The sequence below is a fragment of the Sphingomonas sanguinis NBRC 13937 genome, from assembly GCF_001591005.1.
Lineage (GTDB): Bacteria > Pseudomonadota > Alphaproteobacteria > Sphingomonadales > Sphingomonadaceae > Sphingomonas > Sphingomonas sanguinis.
On sequence record NZ_BCTY01000012.1, the window covers coordinates 14,573 to 39,314 of the forward strand.

The window sequence follows — 24,742 nt, forward strand, 5'->3', positions numbered from 1 at the left end:
TCGCCGCCGTTCAGATGACACGGCGGATAGGCTCAGTCGGGCTGATCGCCGTCCCGCTGCCATCGCACCGACCAGCTCGCATGGGCGGTCGGCATGGCGTTGAGGATGGCGAACAGCAGGAACAGGGTCTGCGCACCGCCCTGCATCACCGCCTCTCGGGAATAGTCGAAGGCGAGCGCGGCCATCATCAGCGCCAGCGCGACCATCGTCGTGACCGCAAAGACCGCGAAGGTCACCAGATAGGCCCGCGCCCGAACCGCCCGGTCCCATTCGTCGGCCCGCTCCATGCTGCCAAAGGGCTTCAGCGGCCCCCAGATCTGGACGAAACAGCCGATCGCGAACCCCAGCATCTCGATGCCATAGCCCAGCGAAGCGGCGGGGAAGCCCATCGCGTGGAGTACCGAAAAGCCATAGCCGCCAAAGGCCAGCGCCAGCGCGAGTGTCGCGGGCCAGCGCAGCGGACGACGCTTCGGCGTGCCCTTGGCGAGCGCCGGGATGCCCGTCCACTCGACCATGGTATCGAGCCGCGCGAAAAACCGCTGGTTGGTCATAGCGTCTCGTCCTCGGCATCGGGCATGGGGACCATGAACTCGGCAAAGGTCGCGGGCAGGCTGATGCCGATGACCAAGAGCGTGACGAGCCACCCGGTCCACTGCATCGGCCGGGTCGGCACCGGCCAGCCCAGGCCGGGGGCGGTGATCATCCAGCTGACGAGCAGGGCGACGAGGGCGATATAGGCGGCAAAGGCGCGGGCGGTGGCGCGCAGCAGCGCGGTATGCTCGAACTCGTCATACACGCCCAGGCCCTTGTCGGCGGCCCAGCTGTCCCGCGCGAAAGGCGAAAAGCCGATGACGAAGCCGGGCAGGAACGAAAGGAACAGCGGCGGATGTCCGTCCGTCCCGTACAGTGCCGTCGCCGTCAGCGCGACCATGGTCGCCCCGGCCAATGCCCAGCGGACCCAGTAGCGACGCGGCCGCTCCTTCAGGCTGGCGGCATACCATTTGCGGATATCATATCCGTCGCGATAACCGGTCATGCGGCGTCCTCCTGTGGCAAAGGAATGGCGAATTCGGCGAACAGGGCGGGCAGCGTCGTGAACAGTGACGTCAGCGCCGTCGTGGGGAGTGCTGGCTCCAGCGGCTCGAAGCGGGCGTCATAGCGCATCAGGCGTCTCCATCCCGGCGCAGGGCGTCGGTCAGCGAGGGGAAGGGGGAGAGGGAGAAGACCAGCTCGATCGGCGCGTCGAAATAGGCGGCGATCTTCAGGCCGAGTTCCAGGCTGGGCTTATAGTCGCCGCGTTCGAGATAGCCGATCGTCTGTGGATTGACGCCGACCGCCTCCGCCAGCTCGCGCCGCGATACGTTGCGGTCGTTGCGGAACAGGGCGATGCGGTTGTGCATATAGGCAAGCTATACGAGGCGTTGTGTTTACACAACGATTCGTTTCGGGTGAGCGCGGTCTATCATTCCTTCCCTGCAAGGGGAGGTGGCAAGGCGTCAGCCTTGACGGAGGGGTGTCACGCTCTCGATAGGGGCGACCCCCCTCCACCATGCTTCGCATGGTCCCCCTCCCCTTACAGGGGAGGAATGGGGGAGCTTCAATTCTTGTAGAGCGCGTCCAGGCGCTCGCCATACACCTCGCGCAGGACGTGGCGGCGGATTTTCAGCGACGGGGTGAGCTGCTCGTTCTCGATCGCGAAGGGTTCGTCGGCGATGATGAAGCGGCGGATGCGCTCGGTCACCGACAGGTCGCGGTTCACCCGGTCGATCGCCGACGAGATCGCCGCGCGAAAGTCCAGATCGTCGTCCAGCGCGGCGCGGTTGCAGCCCGTGCCCGACTTGGCGCACCATTCGGCGGTCCATTCCGCATCGGGCACGATCAGCGCGACCATATAGGGCCGCCGATCGCCCGCGATCATGGCCTGGCCGATCTCGGGCTGGAGGGTGAGCATGCCCTCGACCTTCTGGGGGGCGACATTCTCGCCCTTGTCGTTGATGATCAGGTCCTTCTTGCGGTCGGTGATGCGCAGGCGCCCGGCCGCGTCGAACTCGCCGATATCGCCGGTATGGAGCCAGCCGTCCTTGAGCACCCGCTCGGTCTCGACCGGGTTGCGCCAATAGCCGTGCATGACCAGCTCGCCGCGCACCAGGATCTCGCCATCCTCGGCAATCCGCACCTCGGTGTCGAGCAGAGGGGGGCCGACCGTGTCCATGCGCACGCCCGACTTGGGGCGGTTGCAGGCGATGACCGGCGCGGCTTCGGTTTGGCCATAGCCCTGGAGCAGGGTAAGGCCGATCGAGTGGAAGAACAGCCCGATCTCGGGGTTGAGCGGCGCGCCGCCCGATACCATTGCCTTCAGCCGCCCGCCGAAGCGCTTGGCGATCTTGGGCTTGAACAGCGTGTTGACCGCCAACTGCGCGGGGCGGTCGATCAGGCGCAGGCGGCCGTCATAGCTGCGGCGACCGAGCGTCTGCGCCTGGTCGAGCAGCTTGGCACCCATCCCGCCCTTCTTCTCGATCGCCTTGGCGATGCGGGTGTGCAGCACCTCGAACAGGCGGGGGACGACGAACATGATCGTCGGTCCGACCTCCTCCATATTGGCGGCCAGCTTGTCGAGCCCTTCGGCATAATAGATCTGGCCGCCCAGCGAGATGGGGAAATGCTGGCCGCCGGTATGTTCATAGGCGTGGGAGAGGGGGAGGAAGGACAGGAACACCTCGTCCCCCCAGCCGAAATCCTCCTCGATGATCGCGCTGCATCCGGCGCAATTGTGCAGGATCGCGCCGTGATGCTGCATCACCCCGCGCGGCGCACCGCCGGTGCCCGAGGTATAGATGATGCAGGCCAGGTCCTCGCGGGTGAAGTCGGCCTGCGTCGCCGCCTTTGCCGGATCGGTCGGATGCGCGGCGATCATCGCGTCATATTGGTGGCAGTCGATATGCGACGGCCCGAGCTTCAGCGGCTCGAACCCGATGACCGTCTGGACATGGTTGGAGCGGAGCGCGGCGGGCATCAGCGTCGCCGCCAGCTTCTGGGTCGACACGATGATCGCGCGCGCGCCCGAATTCTCGATGATATGGGTGTGATCACGCTCGGTATTGGTGGTGTAGGTCGGCACGGTGACACAGCCCGCCGCCATGATGGCGAGGTCGGCGATGCACCATTCGGGGCGGTTTTCCGACACCAGCATCACCCGGTCGCCGCGCTGGAGACCGGTCGCCTTCAATCCCGCGGCCAGGCTGGCCACCCGGCGCGCGGCCTCGGCCCAGCTGATCGACTGCCAGGCCCCGGCGTCCTTGCGCCACAGGAAGGGAGCGTCCCCCTTCTCGGCGGCGCGCGCGAAGAACATGGTGACGAGATTGGGGAAATATTCGAGCGTACGCATGGTGTCTCTCCCACCGGCCCGTATCGCTGGACGTAACGCGCGAGCGGGCTCTTTGTTGTAATGTCGTAAGGGTTATTCCGCCGGGCGACCGGGCTTGTCGCCGACGCGGGTGATCGCGCTGGTCCGTCCGGTCACATCGATCGCGACGCCTTCGCTGCGCGGATCGGCGGCACCGACCCAGCGGCCGCCGATCCGCTCGATGGCATTGGCCTTCAGCCCCATCGGCGCGACGACCACCGTCTCGCCCAGCGCTTGCAGGCCGGGGACCAGCGCCTCCAGCGATGTGCCCTGTTCGACCGTGGCAACCTTATAGGGCGCAAAGAGCAACCCTTGCGCGATCGCGTCCTGCGCGCTCAGCTTCCAGTCGATGACGCCGATGATCGCCTTGGCGACCTGAGTGATGATGGTCGCCCCGCCCGCAGCACCCACCGCCAGCCGGACCTTGCCGTCGGGGCCATAGACGATGGTCGGCGACATCGAGCTGCGCGGGCGCTTGCCCCCTTCGACCCGGTTGGCGACCAGATCGCCGTCCTTGACTGGCACGATGTCGAAATCGGTCAGCTCGTTGTTCAACATCGTGCCGTCGACCGACAGGCCGGAGCCGAACGAACCCTCGACCGTGGTCGTCACCTCGGCAACGTTACCGGCGGCGTCAACGGTGACGAGATCGGTGGTGCCGGGCACCTCGCTGACCGGCGCACGCACGCGGGGCGGGGCACCTGGCGGCGTACCGGGCGACACCGACGCCATGGTGCGGTCCGGCGCAATCAGCGCGGAGCGGCTGGCGATATAAGCCGGGTCGAACAACCCCTTGATCGGCACCCGGACATAATCGGGATCGCCCAGATACATGTCGCGGTCCGCATAGGCGAGGCGCGAGGCTTCGGCGAACAGATGCCAGGCTTGCGGAGAATCCTTGCCCAGCTTGGCCATGTCGAAGCGTTCGAGCAGCTTCAGGATCGACAACATGGTCGAACCGCCGCCCGAGGACGGGCCCATGCTGCAAATCCGATAGCCGCGATAGGTGGCGCAAAGCGGCGGGCGTGGCTTGGCGGCGTAGCTGGCCAGGTCGCCGGTCGTCATCTTCGACGGATTGCGCGTCGCGGTGTTCACCGTCGTCACCAGCTTCTGGGCCTGGGGCCCGACATAGAAGCTGTCGGGGCCGAGCTTGGCGATCCGCTCCAGCAGGGCGGCCTGTTCGGGATTGCGGATGATGCTGCCGAGCGGGAGCACCTGCCCGTCGGGACCGGTCAGCCGCGCGCGGGTGGTGGCATCGACATGGCCGCCATAGCGGGTCAGCGCGGTCTGGAGGCGCGGGGTCAGCTTGAATCCGTCGCGCGCCAGCCGGATGGCGGGCTGGAACAGCCGCGCCCAGGGCAGCTTGCCGCCCTGCGCATGAGCCAGCGCCATGCCGCGCAGCGCGCCGGGGACGCCGACGCTACGCCCGCCGGGCACCGCATCGGCATGGCTGAGCGGGCGGCCATCGGGGCCGTAGAACCAGTCGGGCGTCGCGGCCATCGGCGCGGTTTCGCGCGCGTCGATCGTATTGGTGCCGCGTGCGTCATGGCGCACCCAATAGCTGCCGCCGCCGATACCGGAGCTTTGCGGCTCGACCACGTTCAGTGCCAGCATCGTCGCGATCGCGGCGTCGGTCGCGCTGCCCCCTGCGCGCAGGATTTCCACCCCGGCGGCGGCCGCGCGCGGATCGGCGGCGCTGACCATCCCGGTGGCGGGAGCCTTGGCGGCGGGCTGGCGCGCTTCGACGGGCGCGGCGAGCGGCAGCGCGAGCGCCGCGACGGACAAGAGCCAGTGCTTCATGGCCGCGACCCTAGCGGCAAGCCTCGCCCCACGCCAAGCCGTAACGTCAGGCGCCGACGGCCTCCGCCACGTTGGTGAACCCGTCGCGGGCGAGCAGTCCATCGAGATCGGCAAGGATGCGGGCGGCGAGGCCCGGCCCTTCATAGACCAGCGCCGAATAGAGCTGGACCAGGCTGGCCCCGGCCCGGATGCGGGCATAGGCCTCCGCGCCGGAGTCGATCCCACCCGCCGCGATCAGCGTCATCGCCGCCCCGGTCGCCTTGCGGAAATCGGTCAGCCGCGCGCGGGCGAGCGGGGCGAGCGGACGGCCCGACAGCCCGCCGGTCTCGGCGGCGTTGCGGCTCTTTACGTCCGGCCGGGTGATGGTGGTGTTGCCGATGATGATCGCGTCCAGCCGGTTGTCGATCGCGGCGCGCGCAATCTCGTCGATCTGGGCGGGCTCGAGATCGGGGGCGACCTTCAGGAACAGCGGCACCCGGCCCGCCGCCGCGCGCGACGCGGCCAGCAGTTCGGCGAGCGCGGCGCCATGTTGCAGGTCGCGCAGGCCCGGCGTGTTGGGGCTGGAGATGTTGATCGTGACATAGTCGGCGATCGGTGCCGCCTGGGTCACGCCGTGGCGATAATCGGCAATGCGGTCCGCGGCGTCCTTGTTCGCGCCGACATTGATGCCCAGCACGCCCTTGCGCTTGGCGGCCTTCGCCCGCGCCAGTCCTGCGTCCAGCCCGCCATTGTTGAAGCCATAACGGTTGACCACGCCCTGGTCCTCGACCAGCCGGAACAGGCGGGGCTTGGGATTGCCGGGCTGGGGTTTCGGGGTCAGCGTGCCGATCTCGACCAGGCCGAAGCCCAGGCCGAAAAAGCCGTCGATCGCCTCGCCATTCTTGTCGACGCCCGCCGCCAGCCCCAGCGGATTGGCGAAGTCGATCCCCGCCACCGTGGTCGCAAGGCGCGGATAGCGTGCCGGATCGGCCCCCATCGGCGCGCCGAGTGTGCCCCAGCGCGACAGCATCGCGACCGTCAGACCATGGGCGCGTTCGGCATCGAGCGCGAAGAGGAGCGGGTGATAAAAGGCCATGTCGGCCCGGTTAGCGGATTGATGGGGGAGGGGGAAGCAGCGGCATCCCTCTCGCCTTCACTACTCCCCCTTCCGCAGGCGGGAGGGGGGCGGGGGGAGGGCTGCGAGCCTCGCAGAGTCCATCGCCTGTGGCCTTTCCCTCCCCCATCCCCCTCCCGCCTGCGGGAGGGGAGCGGCAAGATCAGCGGGCGGACGTTATCTTCCCCAACGGAACGCTATCACCCAACATGGGTTGGTGGGGACCTACTGGGAGAGCCCCGATGAAGACCCCCGTCACTTTCACCCCCCAGGTCGAAGACGTGAAGCCCGAAGAGGGCGAAACCGTCGACCAGATGAAGCAGTCGTTCGAACATATCCTAGACACCACGTCCAAGGATTATGGCCATGGCGTCCGCGCCGTCCATGCCAAGGCGCATGGCATCATCCGGGGCAAGCTGAAGGTTCACGATAACCTCCCCCCCGAACTGGCACAGGGGCTTTTCGCCAAGCCGGGCGAATATGATGCGGTGGCGCGTATCTCGACCAATCCGGGCGATATCTTGGACGACGCCATCGGCCTGCCGCGCGGGCTAGCGCTCAAGGTCATCGGGGTCGAGGGCGAGCGGCTGCCGGGTTCGGAGGGCGATGCGACGCAGGATTTCGTCATGGCCAATGCGCCGGTCTTCACCGCGCCGACGGCGGATGCCTTCGCCAAGAATTTGAAGATGCTCGCCTCCACCACCGACAAGTTCGAGGGCGGCAAGAAGCTGCTGTCGGGCATCCTGCGCGGCATCGAGGCGACGCTGGAGACGGTCGGCCTGGAGAGCGCGACGCTCCAGACGCTGGGCGGGGCCAAGCAGGTGCACCCGCTGGGCGAGACCTATTACAGCCAGACGCCGTTCCGCTACGGCGACCATATCGCCAAGTTCGGCCTATTCCCGGTCAGCCCCGCGCTGACCCAGCTGACTGGCGATACCGTCAGCACGCATGACCGTCCCGATGCCCTTCGCGAAGTGGTGCGCGAGGTGATGATCGAGCAGGGTGGCCAATGGGAGCTGCGCGTTCAGCTCAACCGCGACCTCGACGCCATGCCGATCGAGGATGCCACCGCCGAGTGGAGCGAGGAGGATAGCCCGTACATCACCGTGGCGACCTTCACGGCAGAACCGCAGATCAGTTGGCAGGACGGCCAGACCAACGCGATCGACGATGCGCTGTCGTACAGCATCTGGCACGGCCTGGCCGCGCACCAGCCGCTGGGCAATATCAACCGGGCGCGCAAGGATACCTATCGTTTCTCGGCCGACTATCGCGGTCGGGTGAATGGTTGCCCGATGCACGAGCCGCGCGCGATGGCCGAGTTGCCGTGACGCGGCCGCAGCGGCTAGGACGGGCGGCATGATCCGCCTGTTTCATGTCAGCGACGTGCATTTCGGTGCCGAGGACCCCGCCGCGCTCGCCTGGTTCGCCGAGCGGGTGGCGGTGGGAAAGCCCGATGCCGTCATCATGACCGGCGACCTGACCATGCGCGCTACGAAGCGCGAGTTCCAGGCGGGCGGCGCCTGGCTGCAATCGCTGGGCGTGCCGGTGACGGTCGAGGTCGGCAATCACGACATCCCCTATTATTGGGACCCGTTCCGGCGGCTATTCGCCCCCTATCAGCGCTATGCCGCGATCGAACGGATGATCGAGAAGCCGCTCGACCTGCCCGGCGTGACCGTGGTGCCGCTAAAGACCACCGCGCGCGCGCAGTGGCGGTGGAACTGGTCCAAGGGGCGGGTGAGCAGCGGTTCCCTCCGCCGCGCGCTGGCGCTGATCGAGCAGGCGCCGAAGGATCATCTGATCCTGGTCGCCGCGCACCACCCGCTGATCGAGGGGCCGACCAAGGGCACCGCGAAGACCCGCAACGGCGACGTAGCGCTGAGTCAGCTGGCGGCGGCGGGCGCCCATGCGGTGCTGTCGGGCCATGTCCATGACCCGTTCGACGTGCCGGTCGAGCGCGACGGTCGGATCATCCGCATGATCGGCGCAGGCACCCTGTCCAAGCGCACTCGCAAGACGCCCCCCGCCTTTAACGAAATCCGGGTGGAGGGGCGTGGCTTCGAAACGCTCGTCCGCACCTTCGGCGAACGTTCACCGCATGTGATTACCGAGGATATGCGGGCGGGGTGAGCCGCTCTCCCCTCTACTCAAAGGGGAGAGCAATAGTCCCGGGCGAATTTGCGGTAATAGGCGGCTGAGCCCATGTTTCTGGCTGTGGCGAAGCGTGCCGCCACCGCGCTGGCCCCGGACGATCCGGTTCGGAAGACCTGAGTCAGTTGCTCGGGGCGGTTGCCATCGGGATTCACGCCGCGTCCCTCTGCGTCGAACCGCTAGGCGGCGATGACTTGCGACCCATTGACCTTCAGCACGCCTTGGCTCGCACGCCCGCCATCCGTCCTAGAAAGAACTGATAGGGCTCGCCGGTGCCGAGGCGCAGGACGCCCAGTCCTTCGGCCATTCCTTGGGCGCATGGGCCCAGCCAGCGAGCGGGACGCTGGGAGAGATCGGCCGGGATGGTTACGCGACACGAGTTCTGTGCGGCTGGGGGCTTCGCGTCGCCATCGGCCGAACAGGCGCCAGCACTTCCCAGGGTCAGCATGATGCCGAAAGCGGCAGCGGCATGGGTTAGGCGGATCATCCCGTTCGCGTAGATTGTCCGCTTTACGCCTTCATCACATGCGGACGTGCGGCGACCTGGTCGTACATGCGGCCCGGCTGGTCGAGCCAGATGGGCGACAGCTTGGCCGAATCGACCCGCTCCAGCCCGACCGCATAGGCGCAGCGGGCTACGCCCCAGTCGGTGTGGGCGGCGGCGGACAGGATCGGCACGAACATCGGGCGGCCTGCCGCGTCGATGACATGAATCGCCTCGCGCGGCAGGGCGGTGACGCCGCGCACCGTGCGGCTCTCGCCGGGGCCCAGCGCGAAGGGCGGGACGATGGGGCGGCCCTGGGGCTGGCGGGCCAGCTCGACCAGTTGCGCGTCGAGGCCCGCATGGGCGCTCAGCAGTCGCAGGTCGACCGCGACCCGGCCGATCGGGGTCGCGCCGCTATTATGCACGGTGACTTCGGCCTCGATCGTCGCCGACAGCATGTTTAGCCCGACGCGGACGGGCCGTGCCTCGACCGCCAGGAAGCTGGGTTCGGGCGGCAGCGGGGGGGCGGCGGGCTGGCGCGGCGCGGGCGGGACCGGCGCGGGCATGGCGGCGGCGGGAGCAAGCGGCTCGGGGCGTTCTTCCTCGGCCCTGGGCGTCGGGGCGGGCAGCGACCGCACGGGGCGACCCCGGCGGCCCAGCCAGATGCCGATGCCCAGCGCGACGACGCCGACACCGACCAGCCATGCCCAGAAGGGCAGGGCGCTCGCCATCTCGCCCTGCTGCTCGGGCGAGGAGGTGCCGGGCTCGGCGATGGCGGGAGTGCCCTGGCCGTTGGTCACCGTCATGCCGTCCATGCCGGGCTCCACGGGCGGGGCCAATCGCGATTCGCGATCGGGCAGGCGGGTTGCGGGCGGCTCGGGCGAGGCGACGGGCGACGGCTCGGCCTCGGGCGTCGCGCTGGGCGTGGGCGACGGAGTCGGGCGTGGCGTGGCGCGCGGGGTCGGGGTGGCACGGGGCGTCGGGGAGGGAGCGGGAGCCGGTGTGGCCTGGCCCGACGTCTGGCCCGGCAGGACGATGCGCGGCGCGGGCGGCGTCGGCACCGGCGTCTGCGTGCCCTGCGGCGTGGTGCCGCGCGGGGTCAGGCTGAATCCGTCCAGCCCGCCTGTCGAGGGACGGGCGGCATCATTGTCCTGCGACGTGGTCTGAAGCGGCGCGGCGGCGATCGGCATCGGAGCGAGCACCGGGGCCAGCGTCAGGGCAAGAAGGCGCGCGACGCGACGCGGCCCGGACGATGTCATGAAATCCATTCCTCGCGGTAACTATACTCTTCCGGCCGTTCGAGCCACCGGCCCGAGCACCCAAGCCGTGCCCGGTCGACCCGACGGATGCAACCCCCTTGTGTAGCGCGATATGCGGCCAATATATGGCAGACACCCGCCAAGGCGGAACTTTCCGCCCCGCAACGCGTGCCCGTGTTTGACACTTTGGGGGCGAGCGCCTATATCCGGGGCATCCACCACAATCTTCGGGAAATGATGCGCCTTCGCGCAGCGTGTCGGTCGAATGGGAGATTGCTGGTTTAGCAGACGCCGGATGCCGCCGCAGATACTTGCGCGCGGCCTTTCGGCGTCTGTCGTTGCGTCTGGTCCGGAGGCATCCGGGCAGTGATTTACGGCTGACGAGGCAGACAGACCCATGGCAACCAAGGCGATCGACAGCGGCTCCGCCCCGCGCAAGGGCGATGGCGGCACCGCCAAGCGGCGTATCCGCAAGGTGTTCGGCGACATCCACGAAGTGGTGCAGATGCCGAACCTGATCGAGGTTCAGCGCGAAAGCTACGAGCAGTTCCTGCGCTCGGACAAGTCCACGGGCCATGTCTCGGGGCTGGAAAAGACGCTGCGCAGCGTCTTCCCGATCCAGGATTTCGCGGGCACCGCCTATCTCGACTTCGACGATTATGTCCTCGAGGACCCGAAGTTCGACGTGGAAGAGTGCCGCCAGCGGGGCATCACCTATGCCGCGCCGATGCGCGTCACCCTGCGCCTGACCGCGTTCGAGGTCGATCCCGATACCGAAGCCAAGTCGGTCATCGATATCAAGGAGCAGGACGTCTACATGGGCGACATGCCCCTGATGACGGAGAACGGCACCTTCTTCATCAACGGCACCGAGCGCGTCATCGTCAGCCAGATGCACCGTTCGCCGGGCGTGTTGTTCGACCATGACCGCGGCAAGACCCATGCCTCGGGCAAGTACCTCTTCGCCGCGCGGGTGATCCCGTATCGCGGCTCGTGGCTGGACTTCGAGTTCGACGCCAAGGACATCGTCAATGTCCGTATCGACCGCAAGCGCAAGCTGCCGGTGACGGCGCTGCTCTATGCGCTGGGCATGAACTCGGAAGAGATCCTCAACTATTTCTACAACCGTCTGACCTTCGTTCGCGGCGACGGCGGCTGGAAGATCCCGTTCCAGGCCGAGAACTGGCGCGGTGCCAAGCCGATGTTCGACATCGTCGATGCCAGCTCGGGCGAGGTCGTGTTCCCGGCCGGTCAGAAGATTTCGCCCCGCGCCGCCAACAAGGCGGCCAAGGACGGCCTGTCGCAGTTGCTGATCCCGACCGAGGAAATCTTCGGTCGCTATTCGGCCTATGACCTCATCAACGAGCAGACCGGCGAAATCTACGTCGAAGCCGGTGACGAGATCAGCGCCGAAAACCTCGAAGCGCTGGACAAGGCGGGCGTCGACACGATCGAGCTGCTCGACATCGACCATGTCGCGACAGGTCCGTGGATTCGCAACACGCTGAAGGCCGACAAGGCCGAAGAGCGCGAGCAGGCGCTGTCCGACATCTACCGCGTGATGCGCCCCGGCGAGCCGCCGACGCTGGAGACGGCGGAGTCGCTGTTCGCGGGCCTGTTCTTCGATCCCGATCGCTACGACCTGTCGGCCGTGGGTCGCGTCAAGCTGAACATGCGCCTCGACCTCGACTGCCCGGACACGGTGACGACGCTGCGCACCGAGGATATCCTGGCGGTCGTCAAGACGCTGGTTGACCTGAAGGACGGCAAGGGCGAAATCGACGACATCGACAATCTCGGCAACCGTCGCGTGCGTTCGGTGGGCGAGCTGCTGGAGAACCAGTATCGCGTCGGCCTGCTGCGCATGGAGCGTGCGGTCAAGGAGCGCATGTCGTCGGTCGACGTGTCGACCGTGATGCCGAACGACCTGATCAACGCCAAGCCTGCGGTTGCCGCGGTGCGTGAGTTCTTCGGTTCGTCGCAGCTGTCGCAGTTCATGGACCAGACCAACCCGCTGTCCGAAGTGACGCACAAGCGTCGCGTCTCGGCGCTCGGGCCGGGTGGTCTGACGCGTGAGCGTGCGGGCTTCGAGGTTCGCGACGTTCACCCGACCCACTATGGTCGTATCTGCCCGATTGAGACGCCGGAAGGCCCGAACATCGGTCTGATCAACTCGCTGTCGACCTTCGCCCGCGTCAACAAGTACGGCTTCATCGAGACGCCGTACCGCAAGGTGATCGACGGCCGCGTCACCGACGAGGTCGTGTACCTGTCGGCGATGGAAGAGCAGAAGCACACCGTCGCCCAGGCCTCGGCCGCGACGGACGCCGACAACCGCTTCACCGAGGATCTGGTGTCGGCGCGTCAGGCGGGCGAATTCCTGATGGCGCTGCCCGATCAGATCACCCTGATGGACGTCAGCCCCAAGCAGCTCGTCTCGGTCGCCGCCTCGCTCATTCCGTTCCTGGAAAACGACGACGCCAACCGCGCACTCATGGGCTCGAACATGCAGCGTCAGGCCGTGCCGCTGGTGAAGGCGGAAGCGCCCTTCGTTGGCACCGGCATGGAAGAGACCGTCGCGCGCGATTCGGGTGCGGCGATCGCGGCGAAGCGCGCCGGTATCGTCGACCAGGTCGATGCGGCGCGTATCGTGGTCCGCGCGACCGGAGAGGTCGATGCGGGCAAGTCGGGCGTCGACATCTACACGCTGATGAAGTTCCAGCGCTCGAACCAGTCGACCTGCATCAACCAGCGTCCGCTGGTGAAGGTGGGCGACGTCGTGAAGGCGGGCGACGTGATCGCCGACGGCCCTTCGACCGAGTTCGGCGAACTGGCGCTGGGCCGCAACGCGCTCGTCGCGTTCATGCCCTGGAACGGCTATAACTATGAGGACTCGATCCTCATCTCCGAGCGGATCGTGAAGGACGACGTGTTCACGTCGATCCATATCGACGAGTTCGAGGTGATGGCGCGCGACACCAAGCTCGGGCCGGAAGACATCACCCGCGACATCCCCAACGTCGGCGAGGAAGCGCTGCGCAACCTCGACGAGGCGGGCATCGTCTATGTCGGGGCCGAGGTGGAGCCGGGCGACATCCTGGTCGGCAAGATCACGCCGAAGGGCGAATCGCCGATGACGCCGGAGGAAAAGCTTCTCCGCGCGATCTTCGGTGAAAAGGCCAGCGACGTGCGCGACACTAGCTTGCGTCTGCCGCCGGGCGTGGCCGGTACGATCGTCGACGTGCGCGTCTTCAATCGTCACGGCATCGACAAGGACGAGCGCGCGATGGCGATCGAGCGCGAGGAGATCGAGCGTCTGAAGAAGGACGCCGACGACGAGCGCACGATCCTCAACCGGGCGACCTGGAGCCGCCTGCGCGAGATGCTGCTCGACCAGACCGCCACCGCCGCGCCCAAGGGCGTGAAGAAGGGCATCGTCATCGATGCCGAGGTGCTGGAATCGGTCGATCGTCACGAATGGTGGAAGTTCGCCGTCGCCGACGACGCGCGCCAGAGCGATCTGGAAGCGGTCAAGGCGCAGTATGACGAAGCCGCCAAGCGGATCACGGACAAGTTCCATGACCGCCGCGACAAGCTGGAGCGTGGTGACGAGCTGCCGCCGGGCGTGCTGAAGATGGTCAAGGTCTTCGTCGCGGTGAAGCGCAAGCTGCAGCCGGGCGACAAGATGGCCGGCCGTCACGGCAACAAGGGCGTCATCAGCCGCATCCTGCCGCAGGAGGATATGCCCTTCCTCGCGGACGGTACGCCGGTCGATCTCGTGCTGAACCCGCTGGGCGTGCCGTCGCGCATGAACGTCGGTCAGATCTTCGAGACCCACCTGGGCTGGGCGGCGCGCAACCTGGGTATGCAGGTCGCGGCGCAGCTCGAGGATTGGCGCGAAGCCAACCCCGACGCCAAGCCGGGCGCGGTGCCGGAAGCGGTCAAGTCGCGGCTCGTGGAAATCTACGGCGATCACTATGCCGAAGACATCCAGAACCGGGACGACGAGGAAGTGGCCGAGCTGGTCCAGAACATCCGCACCGGCGTGCCGATGGGGACCCCGGTGTTCGACGGCGCGCGCGAAAGCGACGTGTCGGAGATGCTGGAGCTGGCCGGGCTGCACACCTCGGGCCAGTCGGACCTGTTCGACGGGCGCACCGGCGATCAGTTCGACCGCAAGGTGACCGTCGGCATCATCTACATGCTGAAGCTGCACCACCTGGTCGACGACAAGATCCACGCACGTTCGATCGGGCCGTACTCGCTCGTTACCCAGCAGCCGCTGGGTGGTAAGGCGCAGTTCGGTGGCCAGCGCTTCGGTGAGATGGAAGTGTGGGCGCTGCAGGCTTATGGCGCAGCGTACACGCTCCAGGAAATGCTGACGGTGAAGTCGGACGACGTGGTCGGCCGCACCAAGGTCTACGAAGCGATCGTCAAGGGCGACGATACCTTCGAGGCGGGCATCCCGGAGAGCTTCAACGTGCTGGTCAAGGAAATGCGCTCGCTGGGTCTCAACGTCGATCTCAAGACGATGGAAGACGCCCAAGACGACGGTCTGGCCGAGGCGGCGGAGTAAGATCAGGGAAGCCGGTGGGGCACATGCTCCACCGGCGCCTTGTCTACCTCGCCCGATGAATTTTCCCTCCCTGTGAGGAAAGCAAAATGAACGAACTGACCAACTTCGCCAATCCGGTGGCCAAGCCGGAAACCTTCGACCAGATTCAGATCGGCATCGCGTCGCCCGACAAGATCCGTTCCTGGTCGTTCGGCGAGATCAAGAAGCCCGAGACGATCAACTACCGCACGTTCAAGCCGGAACGTGACGGCCTGTTCTGCGCGCGCATCTTCGGTCCGATCAAGGATTACGAATGCTTGTGCGGCAAGTACAAGCGCATGAAGTACAAGGGCATCGTCTGCGAAAAGTGCGGTGTCGAAGTCACGGTGTCGAAGGTCCGCCGCGAGCGGATGGGCCATATCGAACTGGCCGCTCCGGTCGCGCACATCTGGTTCCTGAAGTCGCTGCCGAGCCGCATCGGCCTGCTGCTCGACATGCAGCTCAAGCAGCTTGAGCGCGTGCTGTACTTCGAGGCCTATATCGTCATCGAGCCGGGCCTGACCCCGCTGGAGAAGTATCAGCTTCTCACCGAGGACGAACTGCTCGACGCGCAGGATGAATATGGCGAGGACGCGTTCTCGGCCGGGATCGGCGCCGAGGCGGTCCGCATCATGCTCGAGAATCTCGACCTGGAAGGCGAGAAGGTCGCGCTGCTCGAAGAGCTGGCGACGACCAAGTCGGAGCTGAAGCCCAAGAAGATCATCAAGCGCCTGAAGGTCGTTGAGAGCTTCTTGGAATCGGGCAACCGTCCCGAATGGATGATCCTGGAAGTCATTCCGGTCATCCCGCCCGAGCTGCGTCCGCTGGTGCCGCTGGACGGCGGTCGTTTCGCGACTTCGGACCTGAACGACCTGTATCGCCGCGTCATCAACCGCAACAACCGCCTGAAGCGCCTGATGGAGCTGCGTGCGCCGGACATCATCGTCCGCAACGAAAAGCGCATGTTGCAGGAAGCGGTCGACGCGCTGTTCGACAATGGCCGTCGCGGCCGCACGATCACGGGTGCCAACAAGCGTCCGCTGAAGTCGCTGTCCGACATGCTGAAGGGCAAGCAGGGCCGCTTCCGTCAGAACCTTTTGGGTAAGCGCGTCGACTATTCGGGTCGTTCGGTCATCGTGACCGGCCCGGAACTCAAGCTGCACCAGTGCGGCCTGCCGAAGAAGATGGCGCTCGAGCTGTTCAAGCCGTTCATCTACGCCCGTCTGGACGCCAAGGGTCTGTCGATGACCCTGAAGCAGGCCAAGAAGTGGGTCGAGAAGGAGCGCAAGGAAGTCTGGGACATCCTGGACGAGGTGATCCGCGAGCACCCGGTCATGCTGAACCGTGCGCCGACGCTTCACCGTCTGGGCATCCAGGCGTTCGAGCCGGTGCTGATCGAGGGCAAGGCGATCCAGCTCCACCCGCTGGTCTGCTCGGCGTTCAACGCCGACTTCGACGGCGACCAGATGGCCGTGCACGTTCCGCTGTCGCTCGAAGCGCAGCTGGAAGCGCGCGTCCTGATGATGTCGACCAACAACATCCTGTCGCCCGCCAACGGCAAGCCGATCATCGTGCCGTCGCAGGACATGGTGCTGGGCCTGTATTACCTGTCGCTCGAAAAGCAGAAGGAGCCGGGCGAGGGCATGATGCTGGCGGACATGGAGGAGGTCCATCAGGCCCTCTTCGCCGGTGCCGTCACGCTGCACACCAAGATCATCAGCCGCGTTCCGCAGACCGATGAGCAGGGCAACCAGTATTTGAAGCGCTTCGAGACGACCCCGGGCCGCATGCTGCTGGGCGAGACGCTGCCGAAGAGCCACAAGGTGCCCTTCGACATCGTCAACCGCGTCCTGACCAAGAAGGACGTCGGCGAGGTCATCGACGAGGTGTATCGTCACACCGGCCAGAAGGAGACCGTGCTGTTCGCCGACGCGATCATGGCGCTGGGCTTCCGTCACGCGTTCCGCGCCGGCATCTCGTTCGGCAAGGACGACATGATCATCGCGCCGGACAAGGATCGTCTGGTCGACGAGACGCGCGAGCAGGTGAAGGACTTCGAGCAGCAGTATCAGGACGGCCTGATCACGCAGCAGGAGAAGTACAACAAGGTGATCGACGCCTGGAGCCGTTGCGGCGACCAGGTCGCGAACTCGATGATGAACGAGATCAAGGCGGTCCGTCATTACGAGGACGGCCCGATGGAAGGCCGTGAGAAGCCGATCAACTCGATCTACATGATGGCCCACTCGGGTGCCCGTGGTAGCCCCGCCCAGATCAAGCAGCTGGCGGGTATGCGCGGCCTGATGGCCAAGCCGTCGGGCGAGATCATCGAAACGCCGATCATCTCGAACTTCAAGGAAGGTCTGACCGTTCTTGAATACTTCAACTCGACCCACGGCGCGCGTAAGGGCCTGGCCGACACGGCACTGAAGACGGCGAACTCGGGTTACCTGACCCGTCGTCTGGTGGACGTCAGCCAGGACTGCGTCATCATCGAAGAGGATTGCGGCACGACCCGCGCCCTGGAGATGAAGGCGATCGTGCAGGGCGGTTCGACCATCGCCTCGCTCGGCGAGCGTATCCTGGGCCGCACCACGGCCGAGGACATCGTCAACGCCAAGACCGGCGAAGTCATCATCGCATCGGGCGTCCTGCTCGACGAGCCGATGGTGGCCAAGATCGAGGCGGCGAACACCCAGTCGGTCAAGATCCGCAGCCCGCTGGTCTGCGAATCGAAGATCGGTGTCTGCGGCAAGTGCTATGGCCGTGACCTCGCTCGCGGTACGCCGGTGAACATCGGCGAAGCGGTCGGCGTCATCGCGGCGCAGTCGATCGGTGAGCCGGGCACGCAGCTGACCATGCGTACCTTCCACATCGGTGGTGCGGCGCAGCTGAACGAGCAGTCGAACCTGGAAGCGGCGGTGGACGGCACCGTCCAGTTCCGCGACCTGCGCCTGATCACCGACCAGCGTGGTCGTCGCGTGGTGCTGAGCCGTTCGGGTGAGATCGCGATCGTCGACATGGACGGCCGCGAACTCTCGGTCGACCGTATCCCTTACGGTGCCTATGTCCTGTTCGACGATGGTCACATCGTGTCGAAGGGCGACCGCATGGCCGAGTGGGACCCGTTCACCATGCCGGTGATCACGGAAAACCCCGGTACGGTGAAGTTCCAGGACCTCATCGAGGGCAAGACCCTGACCGAGCAGGTCGACGAAGCCACGGGTATCGCCCAGCGCGTCGTCACCGAATATCGCGCCTCGACCAAGTCGAAGGAGGATCTGCGGCCGCGCATGACCCTGCTCGACGACAATTCGGGCGAGGCCGGTCGCTACATGCTGGCGCCGGGTGCGACGCTCTCGGTCGAGGATGGGGCGCAGGTGCAGGGCGGTGACGTTCTGGCGCGTGTCGCCCGCGAGTCGGCCAAGACCCGCGACATCACCGGCGGTCTGCCGCGCGTCGCGGAGCTGTTCGAGGCGCGTGTGCCGAAGGACTCGGCGATCATCGCCAAGGTCTCGGGCCGTGTCGTGTTCGGCAAGGATTACAAGGCGAAGCGCAAAATCGGCATCCAGCCCGAGGATGGCGGCGATGTCGTCGAGTATCTGGTGCCGAAGTCGAAGGTGATCGACGTTCAGGAAGGCGACTACGTCAAGCGTGGCGACAACCTGATCGGCGGTTCGCCCGATCCGCACGACATTCTGGAAACGATGGGCGTGGAGCCGCTGGCCGAATATCTGGTCAGTGAAATCCAGGAAGTTTATCGTCTCCAGGGCGTGAAGATCAACGACAAGCACATCGAGACGATCGTTCGTCAGATGCTGCAGAAGGTCGAGATCACCGACGGCGGCGACACCACGCTGCTGAAGGGCGAGCAGGTCGATCGCGAGGAAATGGACGCGATCAACGAAAAGCTCGGCGCCAATGAAGTGCGTGCGCAGGGCAAGCCCGTCCTGCTCGGCATCACCAAGGCTAGCTTGCAGACCCGCAGCTTCATCTCGGCGGCGTCGTTCCAGGAGACCACCCGCGTCCTCACCGAGGCGGCGGTCCAGGGCAAGCAGGACACGCTGATGGGCCTGAAGGAAAACGTCATCGTCGGCCGCCTGATCCCGGCGGGCACCGGTGCGGGCATGAACCGCCTGCGCGTGGCGGCCTCCAGCCGCGACGCGGCGCTCCGCGCGCAGCAGCGCAAGCTGGCCGAGGCGATCATCGCACCGGTCAGCGCCGCCGAAGAGCGGGCCGCCGAGCAGGCGCGTTCGCCGCGTGACGCGGGCGGCACCGGCAACGATCCGCTGGCCGAGGTTGCCCCCTCGGGCCACGGCACGGACGCCGATGCCGGTGAGTATCTGAACGACTGATCCGTCTAACGGATTGGAAACAAAGGGCCGCCGTCCGGGAAACCGGGCGGCGGCTTTTTACCGTCAGCGTCACCAACCGTTCGACGGAAAGCAGGCCGCCGGTTCCCGGCCATAATTTGTAACAGGAAAACCGACGGATTTGCGCCGAATGGAGGGCGCGCAAGGCCGGATGCAGGAACCGAAAGGCCCTCCCAACCATATACGAATATTGGAGAAGATCCCGGAGATGCGCGGGTTATTGGTGCATCGCCGGGACCCTGGAGACCTGAAATGACGTCGCCTGAGATTGACGAAGACTATTTTTACCAGCGTGCCGAAACCGAACTCGAACTGGCCCAGAAGGCGACCCATCCCGCGGCCGTCCGAGCGCATTACATCATCGCGAACCACTATCTCGACCGCGTCTATAGCCAGCCCGAGGGCGGCACAGTGATCGAGGCGGCGGAGTAATCGAACCCAGCTTGCCTTATTGCAGACAGGGTGAAACCGGGGACGGATGAATCCCGATCAGCCCTTGGCCGAGCTTTCTATCCGGGGCGGCCTCGCACGGTCGTATCGCCGCCCCCAAATCCCGTCGGTCCCGAAGCTCAGATATCCGCAAACAGGGTGCGCGTGCGGTGGGGCGTCGTGCCCGGGATCGTTGCGGCAAAGATCAGAAGATCGCGCTCGAACCGCGCTCGGGCGGCGCGTGTCTTGCGGCCATTCTCTTCATAGACCGGACGCTCATCCGCGGGCATGTCGCGCAGCATATCGGCCCACCCGCTGCTGTGGGTGGCGGCATTGTTGCGTATGAGCAGCGGTGACCGTGCGGGCGGGCCATGGTGGCCGAGCAGCGCCGCGACCCTGGTCATCAAGTGCGCCATATCCGCTTGCGCGCCGTCAATCGCACATTGCGCCGCCGCCGTGCCACCATAGCAGTCCAGCTGGTGCGCCGTATCGGCATAGTCGGCCATGCTGGCATAGACCCGCGCGAAGGCCACGCGGCGGGCGGGTGACCAGTCGCGCTTCCACGAGGCGATGGTGCGACCGCGATCCCGGTCGGCCAGGCGGGCGTTGTGGGCGGCGCAGACCCCGCCGCTCATCCCGCTGCTGATATCGTCGCATAGGGTGAACGGCTTCGATCCGGGGCCTTGGACGGCAAGCTTCTGGAGATGTTCGATCCGCGCCTGGGTCGCGTCCGCCGCATCCTCGATCCCGCAGGCCATATGGATCGCCATGTCCAGGTCGCGTGGACCGCCCCAGCCATTGGCATAGGCGACGGCCAGGATGCCCGGGCCGTCGAAATAAGGAAGCGTGCTATCGTCCCGCGACCGTTCATAGTCCGCCCACGCACAGCGCCGGGCGGCCGCCGGATCGGCAGGACGACCGATGCCGTAGAGCAAGGCCTCGCTGTCGCAGTTCTGGAGCCCGGCCTGTATCGCATCGGGCGTGTCGCTTGGGGGAGGTGTCAGGTGGACCAGCCGAGCGCACAGCGCGCGCGAAGCTTTGACCACCGGCGTTTGGGCATAGTCGCCGAGATAGGATAGGTCGGCGGTCGACCAGTCGTAACGCGGTGCCGACGCCGCCGTCAGGGCAAGCGCCACCGCCAGGACGGCCAGACGCCCCATGCCGGACCAGCAGCGATCGTCGATCATGGCGTTCAAACCTCGCAAGGATGGTGACGGATATCATCGCCGCCGCCGGGGCGCGGATCAAATGACAATCGCGGCATGGGCGGCAAGCGGCTGAGGAAAAGCCTTGATAGTTCGCGCCTGAATTCCGTCGACGGGCGGCGGGTCGACAGTCTCCACCACGCCTCCTAGAGCGCGGTCATGGCAGCCCTTCGTTCCGAACAGACCGCGCGATGGTCGGTCCAGACCCTTTCGCCTGTTTCGTTCGGGCTGATCTGGCTCGCCGCCTATGTCCTGGCGGTCGCGATCTTCCTGCGCGTGCCCATCGCCAGCGGTTTCGATCTGGGTTTCGGCGATCGCGGCGATGCACTGATCGAGATGACTATCCTCGAACATTGGCGCAATGTCTGGGCGGGCGTGTCGGCGTGGAATAGCGGCTTCTACTTCCATCCCTATGACGGCACGCTGGGCTATAATGACGGTTATTTCCTCTACGGCCTGTCCTATTCCTTTTGGCGGTTGTTCGCCGATCCCTTTCACGCCGACACGCTCAACATCCTGACGTTCAAGACGATCGGATTTGTCGCCGCCTATGCGCTCGCGACACGTAGCCTGGGTTGGGGGCGGGGGGCGGCCCTGTTCGTCGCCGCCAGCTTCACGATCGCCAGCAACATCCAACTCCAGGCGGTCCATGCGCAGTTGCAGAGCGTGGCGCTTTTGCCGCTGGCGATGATGCTGGCGATCGCTTGCGTGCAGGCCGAGACGGCGGCGCAGCGTGGCCGCGCCCGGTTGTGCGCCGTGGCGCTGGCCGCGCTGATGGCGGCGTGGCTGATGACCTCCTATTACATGGCCTGGTTTACGCTTTTCTCCGCCTGTCTGTTCGTTCTGTGCTGGGCGATCCTCAGCGGTCATGCCCGGCCGATCGCGGCGCTGCGGCTGGTGCGAACCCATGCGGGGACCATCGCCTGTGGGTTCGGCGCCTTTGCGGTGCTGATCCTGCCCTTCCTCGCGGTCTATCTGCCCAAGCTGCATGAGACGGGGGGCGAGGGCTATTACGACATGCTCGGCTATCTCATCACACCGACGATCGACATGATCAATGTCGGGCCGGACAATTACCTTTGGGGCTGGCTGTTCCGGCCGCTGATTGCGCTGCTCCACCATCTGCGGCCCGACGACCCGGCCCTGCCCGCGAGGGTGCTGCGCGGCGAGCATGAGGTGGGGTATCCGCCGTTCCTCTGCCTGTTGCTGATCGTCGCGGCCTGGCGGATCATCGGCCGCCGTCCTGTGGGCGAGGGGCTGATCCCCTCTGTCACGTGGCGGGCCTTTACCCTGGCGATGATCGTGGCCTGGGCGCTGACGCTGCAATTCTGGGAAGCCTCGCCGTGGAACCTGGTCTTTTATCTGGTGCCGGGAGCCAAGGGCTTGCGGACCGTCTCGCGCTACCAGCTCTGGCTGACCTTGCCGTTCCTGCTGATCGTCGTGTTCGCCTGGCGCGCGCGCCTGGCGACCTTGCTGTGCACCCGGCCCCTATGGGCGGCGGCGATCGTCATACTATTGCTCGCCGAGAATCTGAGTGCCGAAACGGCCGCGCTGCTCAGCCGCCGCGAACAGCGCGCCGCGCTCGATACGATCCCGTCGCCGCCCGCAGGTTGCCAGAGCTTTTACGTCGTCGCGTCGCGGATGAACGAGCCGATCTATATCAATGCCGAGCTCAACGCTCTGTATCCGCACAATGTCGATGCGATGTTCCTGGCCGAACAATGGCGGGTGCCGACGATCAACGGCTTCTCGACCTTCAACCCGCCCGACTGGAACTTCGCCGATCCGTTGCGCGCCGATTACGACGCGCGAGTGGCGCGCTATGTTGCGCGGCACCGGTTGCAGGGAGTCTGCCGTCTCGACATGCGGCGGGCCCAGCCCTGGGCGCGGTTTAGGATATAACGGGCACGTGACGGAACCCGCATAGGCCGGTCGTCAACTATGGAACCATCATTGCGCAGGGCGGTGCCAAGCCAGTAGCGTCCGGCCTATGGTCAACCGAACCTGTCCTACGCCCCTCGAGGCGCTGACGATTGCAGATGCCGTATTTCATGCCCGGTACGGTGGCGCGGCCTTTGCCTATGTCGCCGGGGCCATCATGCGCGGTGAAGGCACGTATCTGTCGCATATCGACCTGGTTGTCGTCTTCGATCGCCTCGACGCGGCACGGCGGGAATCCTTCCTTGTCGATGGGGTGCCGGTCGAGGCATTCGTCCACGATCCAGAGACGCTGGCCTGGTTCGTCGAGGAGGACATAGCGCGGGGCCGCCCGAGCATTCTGAACATGATCGTCGAGGGATCGGTCATCGGTGCCCATCCGGATTCGGCGGAAGCTTTGCGCGCGAATATATCCGTACGTCTGGCTAGCGGTCCGCCACCGCTTTCGACAGCGGTGTTGAATGCTCTGCGGTACGAGATCACGGACGCGATCGACGACCTTCTGGGGGATCGGCGTGCAGACGAAGTAATGGCGATCGGAGCCTTGCTCCATCCCAAGCTGGTCGAACTTGTCTTGCGGGGCAGGGGGCATTGGAATGGGGCTGGCAAATGGGCGCCCCGTCTTCTGGCGAAAATGGATACAGGCTTGGCGGGTAGGTTCGACACAGCCTTTCGCGCGCTGTTCGCCGAAGGCGATCCTGGCCTCGTGATCGCGTTGGCGGACGCGGAACTGGCACACCATGGCGGCAGGCTCTTCGACGGCGATTGCCGAGAAGCGCCCGCATCCTGGCGTATCGTCTGAAGGACTCGCCAAACGAAAAGGGCGACCCCCGAAGGGGCCGCCCTTAACTTTAGCTCGCCAAGCGAACGGGTGAGGCCGGTTGCCCAGCCGCAGTCCGATTACTTGAGCTCGACGGTCGCGCCGGCTTCTTCGAGCTGCTTCTTGATCTTCTCGGCCTCGTCCTTGGCAATGCCTTCCTTGACGGGCTTCGGAGCGCCTTCGACCAGCGCCTTGGCTTCGGTCAGGCCCAGGCCGGTGATCGCGCGGACTTCCTTGATGACGTTGATCTTCTTGCCACCGTCGCCGGTGAGGATCACGTCGAATTCGGTCTTCTCTTCAGCGGCCGGAGCAGCAGCGCCGCCAGCAGCAGGAGCCGCGGCAACAGCAGCGGCGGCCGAGACGCCCCACTTCTCTTCGAGCATCTTCGAGAGCTCAGCGGCTTCGAGGACGGTCAGCTCGCTCAGCTGGTCAACCAGCGCGTTCAGGTCTGCCATGTTCTTATCTCCAATACGGGCCGGGTAAAATGGCCCGAGTGTGTCAGTTCAAATCGTCGTATTCGCCCGAAGATCAGGCGGCTTCCTTGTCCTTGTCGGCATAAGCCGCCAGGACGCGGGCGATCTGCGCCGCGGGGGCCTGGGTGATGGTTGCCAGCTTCGTGGCAGGCGCCACGATGAGGCCGACAATCTTCGCCCGGAGCTCGTCCAGCGAGGGCAGAGTCGCCAGCGCCTGCACGCCTGCGACATCAAGGACATTCGCACCCATCGATCCGCCGACGATCTCGAACTTGTCGGTCGTCTTGGCGAAGTCCACGGCCACCTTGGCGGCGGCCACGGGATCGATCGAGCTGGCAATGCCGACGGGACCCGTCAGCATGTCAGCGACACCGGCATAGTCGGTGCCCTGGGCTGCGATCTTGGCAAGCCGGTTCTTCGAGACCTTGTAGGTCGCGCCAGCTTCCCGCATCTTCGTGCGCAGGGCCGTCGACTGGGCGACGGTCATGCCGTGGTTGCGGGTGATGACCACCACGCCAACCTCGTTGAAGTTGCGGTTCAGTTCGGCGACGGCCTGGCTCTTTTGATCGCGATCCATGCCATTCTCCATGGTTGGAACGGCCGCGAACGACCATCCCGGTTGCTTGACCGGGGGGTGTGACCACCCCTCGGGGTGTCCAGCGATGGGGAATGGGCAACCGACGCGTGAGAAACGCGGGGCAGACCGGGCGGGACCAG

General features: G+C 65.9%; 19 protein-coding genes. 7 read left to right on the forward strand and 12 right to left on the reverse strand.

The window, feature by feature from the left end:
- Positions 1-32: 32 nt before the first annotated feature.
- The 7 genes from SSA01S_RS07530 to SSA01S_RS07555 all read right to left on the reverse strand — a co-directional run bounded on the left by SSA01S_RS07530 (position 33) and on the right by SSA01S_RS07555 (position 6,278).
- The gene (locus SSA01S_RS07530) at positions 33-551 is read right to left on the reverse strand and encodes a hypothetical protein (protein WP_061779893.1); all 519 of its coding nucleotides are present in this window, start codon (positions 549-551) and stop codon (positions 33-35) included.
- A complete protein-coding gene (locus SSA01S_RS07535; RefSeq protein WP_061779894.1) occupies positions 548-1,036 on the reverse strand; it encodes a hypothetical protein in 489 nt (162 codons plus the stop codon). The genes SSA01S_RS07530 and SSA01S_RS07535 overlap by 4 nt, the downstream gene beginning before the upstream one ends.
- Positions 1,033-1,164 carry a hypothetical protein gene (locus SSA01S_RS20155; protein WP_272867548.1) on the reverse strand — a complete coding sequence of 44 codons (132 nt, stop codon included), beginning with the start codon at positions 1,162-1,164 and terminating at the stop codon, positions 1,033-1,035. Before SSA01S_RS20155 ends, SSA01S_RS07535 begins: the two co-directional genes overlap by 4 nt.
- The gene (locus SSA01S_RS07540; protein WP_061779895.1) at positions 1,164-1,400 is read right to left on the reverse strand and encodes a helix-turn-helix transcriptional regulator; all 237 of its coding nucleotides are present in this window, start codon (positions 1,398-1,400) and stop codon (positions 1,164-1,166) included. The genes SSA01S_RS20155 and SSA01S_RS07540 overlap by 1 nt, the downstream gene beginning before the upstream one ends.
- A gap of 197 nt (positions 1,401-1,597) precedes the next feature.
- Complete coding sequence (locus tag SSA01S_RS07545) at positions 1,598-3,385, reverse strand: AMP-dependent synthetase/ligase (protein WP_061779896.1); 1,788 nt, start codon at positions 3,383-3,385, stop codon at positions 1,598-1,600.
- Between the two features lie 72 nt (positions 3,386-3,457).
- Positions 3,458-5,203 (reverse strand): gamma-glutamyltransferase, encoded by a 1,746-nt coding sequence (ggt, locus tag SSA01S_RS07550; protein ID WP_170171851.1) that lies wholly within the window; start codon positions 5,201-5,203, stop codon positions 3,458-3,460.
- Between the two features lie 46 nt (positions 5,204-5,249).
- Positions 5,250-6,278, reverse strand: a complete 1,029-nt coding sequence (locus tag SSA01S_RS07555) for a quinone-dependent dihydroorotate dehydrogenase (protein WP_061779897.1) — start codon at positions 6,276-6,278, stop codon at positions 5,250-5,252.
- A 260-nt stretch (positions 6,279-6,538) separates the two neighbouring features.
- On the opposite strand from SSA01S_RS07555, the gene SSA01S_RS07560 reads away from it, so the two are divergent.
- Together SSA01S_RS07560 and SSA01S_RS07565 are read left to right on the forward strand one after the other, a co-directional pair.
- A complete protein-coding gene (locus SSA01S_RS07560) occupies positions 6,539-7,627 on the forward strand; it encodes a catalase family protein (protein WP_082794989.1) in 1,089 nt (362 codons plus the stop codon).
- 28 nt (positions 7,628-7,655) lie between these two features.
- Positions 7,656-8,429 carry a metallophosphoesterase family protein gene (locus SSA01S_RS07565; protein ID WP_061779899.1) on the forward strand — a complete coding sequence of 258 codons (774 nt, stop codon included), beginning with the start codon at positions 7,656-7,658 and terminating at the stop codon, positions 8,427-8,429.
- Positions 8,430-8,661: 232 nt separating this feature from the next.
- Here the strand turns inward: SSA01S_RS07565 and SSA01S_RS19460 are convergent, their stop codons facing one another.
- On the reverse strand, positions 8,662-8,937 hold the full coding sequence (locus SSA01S_RS19460) for a hypothetical protein (RefSeq protein ID WP_156477705.1): 276 nt from the start codon (positions 8,935-8,937) through the stop codon (positions 8,662-8,664).
- A gap of 23 nt (positions 8,938-8,960) precedes the next feature.
- Positions 8,961-10,193, reverse strand: coding sequence for a hypothetical protein (locus SSA01S_RS19465; RefSeq protein ID WP_156477706.1), 1,233 nt, complete (start codon positions 10,191-10,193; stop codon positions 8,961-8,963).
- Positions 10,194-10,590: 397 nt separating this feature from the next.
- On the opposite strand from SSA01S_RS19465, the gene rpoB reads away from it, so the two are divergent.
- The 3 genes from rpoB (at position 10,591) to SSA01S_RS07585 (ending at position 19,592) form a co-directional block, all read left to right on the forward strand.
- Positions 10,591-14,769, forward strand: coding sequence for a DNA-directed RNA polymerase subunit beta (gene rpoB, locus SSA01S_RS07575; RefSeq protein WP_061779901.1), 4,179 nt, complete (start codon positions 10,591-10,593; stop codon positions 14,767-14,769).
- A gap of 86 nt (positions 14,770-14,855) precedes the next feature.
- Positions 14,856-19,142, forward strand: a complete 4,287-nt coding sequence (rpoC, locus tag SSA01S_RS07580; RefSeq protein ID WP_061779902.1) for a DNA-directed RNA polymerase subunit beta' — start codon at positions 14,856-14,858, stop codon at positions 19,140-19,142.
- A 270-nt stretch (positions 19,143-19,412) separates the two neighbouring features.
- Positions 19,413-19,592, forward strand: a complete 180-nt coding sequence (locus SSA01S_RS07585; protein WP_058717488.1) for a hypothetical protein — start codon at positions 19,413-19,415, stop codon at positions 19,590-19,592.
- A gap of 137 nt (positions 19,593-19,729) precedes the next feature.
- Here the strand turns inward: SSA01S_RS07585 and SSA01S_RS07590 are convergent, their stop codons facing one another.
- A complete protein-coding gene (locus tag SSA01S_RS07590; RefSeq protein WP_061779903.1) occupies positions 19,730-20,776 on the reverse strand; it encodes a hypothetical protein in 1,047 nt (348 codons plus the stop codon).
- 177 nt (positions 20,777-20,953) lie between these two features.
- Between SSA01S_RS07590 and SSA01S_RS07595 the strand changes: the two genes are divergently transcribed.
- Both SSA01S_RS07595 and SSA01S_RS07600 read left to right on the forward strand, forming a co-directional pair.
- Positions 20,954-22,696 (forward strand): hypothetical protein, encoded by a 1,743-nt coding sequence (locus SSA01S_RS07595; protein ID WP_244885614.1) that lies wholly within the window; start codon positions 20,954-20,956, stop codon positions 22,694-22,696.
- Between the two features lie 88 nt (positions 22,697-22,784).
- Complete coding sequence (locus SSA01S_RS07600; protein WP_061779904.1) at positions 22,785-23,534, forward strand: hypothetical protein; 750 nt, start codon at positions 22,785-22,787, stop codon at positions 23,532-23,534.
- Between the two features lie 98 nt (positions 23,535-23,632).
- On the opposite strand, the gene rplL is transcribed toward SSA01S_RS07600, so the two are convergent.
- Entirely contained in the window at positions 23,633-24,007 is a 375-nt protein-coding gene (gene rplL / locus SSA01S_RS07605; protein WP_007403895.1) for a 50S ribosomal protein L7/L12, read from the reverse strand.
- Positions 24,008-24,080: 73 nt separating this feature from the next.
- On the reverse strand, positions 24,081-24,602 hold the full coding sequence (gene rplJ / locus SSA01S_RS07610) for a 50S ribosomal protein L10 (RefSeq protein ID WP_042483938.1): 522 nt from the start codon (positions 24,600-24,602) through the stop codon (positions 24,081-24,083).
- Between the last annotated feature and the right edge of the window lie 140 nt (positions 24,603-24,742).

What these genes read in the sequence shown, in the direction of transcription:
- rpoC (WP_061779902.1), top strand. Translation starts at nt 14,856, where the DNA reads ATGAACGAACTGACCAACTTCGCCAATCCGGTGGCCAAGCCGGAAACC.
- SSA01S_RS07590 (WP_061779903.1), bottom strand. Translation starts at nt 20,776, where the DNA reads ATGATCGACGATCGCTGCTGGTCCGGCATGGGGCGTCTGGCCGTCCTG.
- rplJ (WP_042483938.1), bottom strand. Translation starts at nt 24,602, where the DNA reads ATGGATCGCGATCAAAAGAGCCAGGCCGTCGCCGAACTGAACCGCAAC.
- SSA01S_RS07555 (WP_061779897.1), bottom strand. Translation starts at nt 6,278, where the DNA reads ATGGCCTTTTATCACCCGCTCCTCTTCGCGCTCGATGCCGAACGCGCC.
- SSA01S_RS19460 (WP_156477705.1), bottom strand. Translation starts at nt 8,937, where the DNA reads ATGATCCGCCTAACCCATGCCGCTGCCGCTTTCGGCATCATGCTGACC.
- SSA01S_RS19465 (WP_156477706.1), bottom strand. Translation starts at nt 10,193, where the DNA reads ATGACATCGTCCGGGCCGCGTCGCGTCGCGCGCCTTCTTGCCCTGACG.
- ggt (WP_170171851.1), bottom strand. Translation starts at nt 5,203, where the DNA reads ATGAAGCACTGGCTCTTGTCCGTCGCGGCGCTCGCGCTGCCGCTCGCC.
- SSA01S_RS20155 (WP_272867548.1), bottom strand. Translation starts at nt 1,164, where the DNA reads ATGCGCTATGACGCCCGCTTCGAGCCGCTGGAGCCAGCACTCCCCACG.
- SSA01S_RS07530 (WP_061779893.1), bottom strand. Translation starts at nt 551, where the DNA reads ATGACCAACCAGCGGTTTTTCGCGCGGCTCGATACCATGGTCGAGTGG.
- rplL (WP_007403895.1), bottom strand. Translation starts at nt 24,007, where the DNA reads ATGGCAGACCTGAACGCGCTGGTTGACCAGCTGAGCGAGCTGACCGTC.
- SSA01S_RS07535 (WP_061779894.1), bottom strand. Translation starts at nt 1,036, where the DNA reads ATGACCGGTTATCGCGACGGATATGATATCCGCAAATGGTATGCCGCC.
- SSA01S_RS07540 (WP_061779895.1), bottom strand. Translation starts at nt 1,400, where the DNA reads ATGCACAACCGCATCGCCCTGTTCCGCAACGACCGCAACGTATCGCGG.
- SSA01S_RS07595 (WP_244885614.1), top strand. Translation starts at nt 20,954, where the DNA reads ATGGCAGCCCTTCGTTCCGAACAGACCGCGCGATGGTCGGTCCAGACC.
- SSA01S_RS07585 (WP_058717488.1), top strand. Translation starts at nt 19,413, where the DNA reads ATGACGTCGCCTGAGATTGACGAAGACTATTTTTACCAGCGTGCCGAA.
- SSA01S_RS07565 (WP_061779899.1), top strand. Translation starts at nt 7,656, where the DNA reads ATGATCCGCCTGTTTCATGTCAGCGACGTGCATTTCGGTGCCGAGGAC.
- SSA01S_RS07545 (WP_061779896.1), bottom strand. Translation starts at nt 3,385, where the DNA reads ATGCGTACGCTCGAATATTTCCCCAATCTCGTCACCATGTTCTTCGCG.
- rpoB (WP_061779901.1), top strand. Translation starts at nt 10,591, where the DNA reads ATGGCAACCAAGGCGATCGACAGCGGCTCCGCCCCGCGCAAGGGCGAT.
- SSA01S_RS07560 (WP_082794989.1), top strand. Translation starts at nt 6,539, where the DNA reads ATGAAGACCCCCGTCACTTTCACCCCCCAGGTCGAAGACGTGAAGCCC.
- SSA01S_RS07600 (WP_061779904.1), top strand. Translation starts at nt 22,785, where the DNA reads ATGGTCAACCGAACCTGTCCTACGCCCCTCGAGGCGCTGACGATTGCA.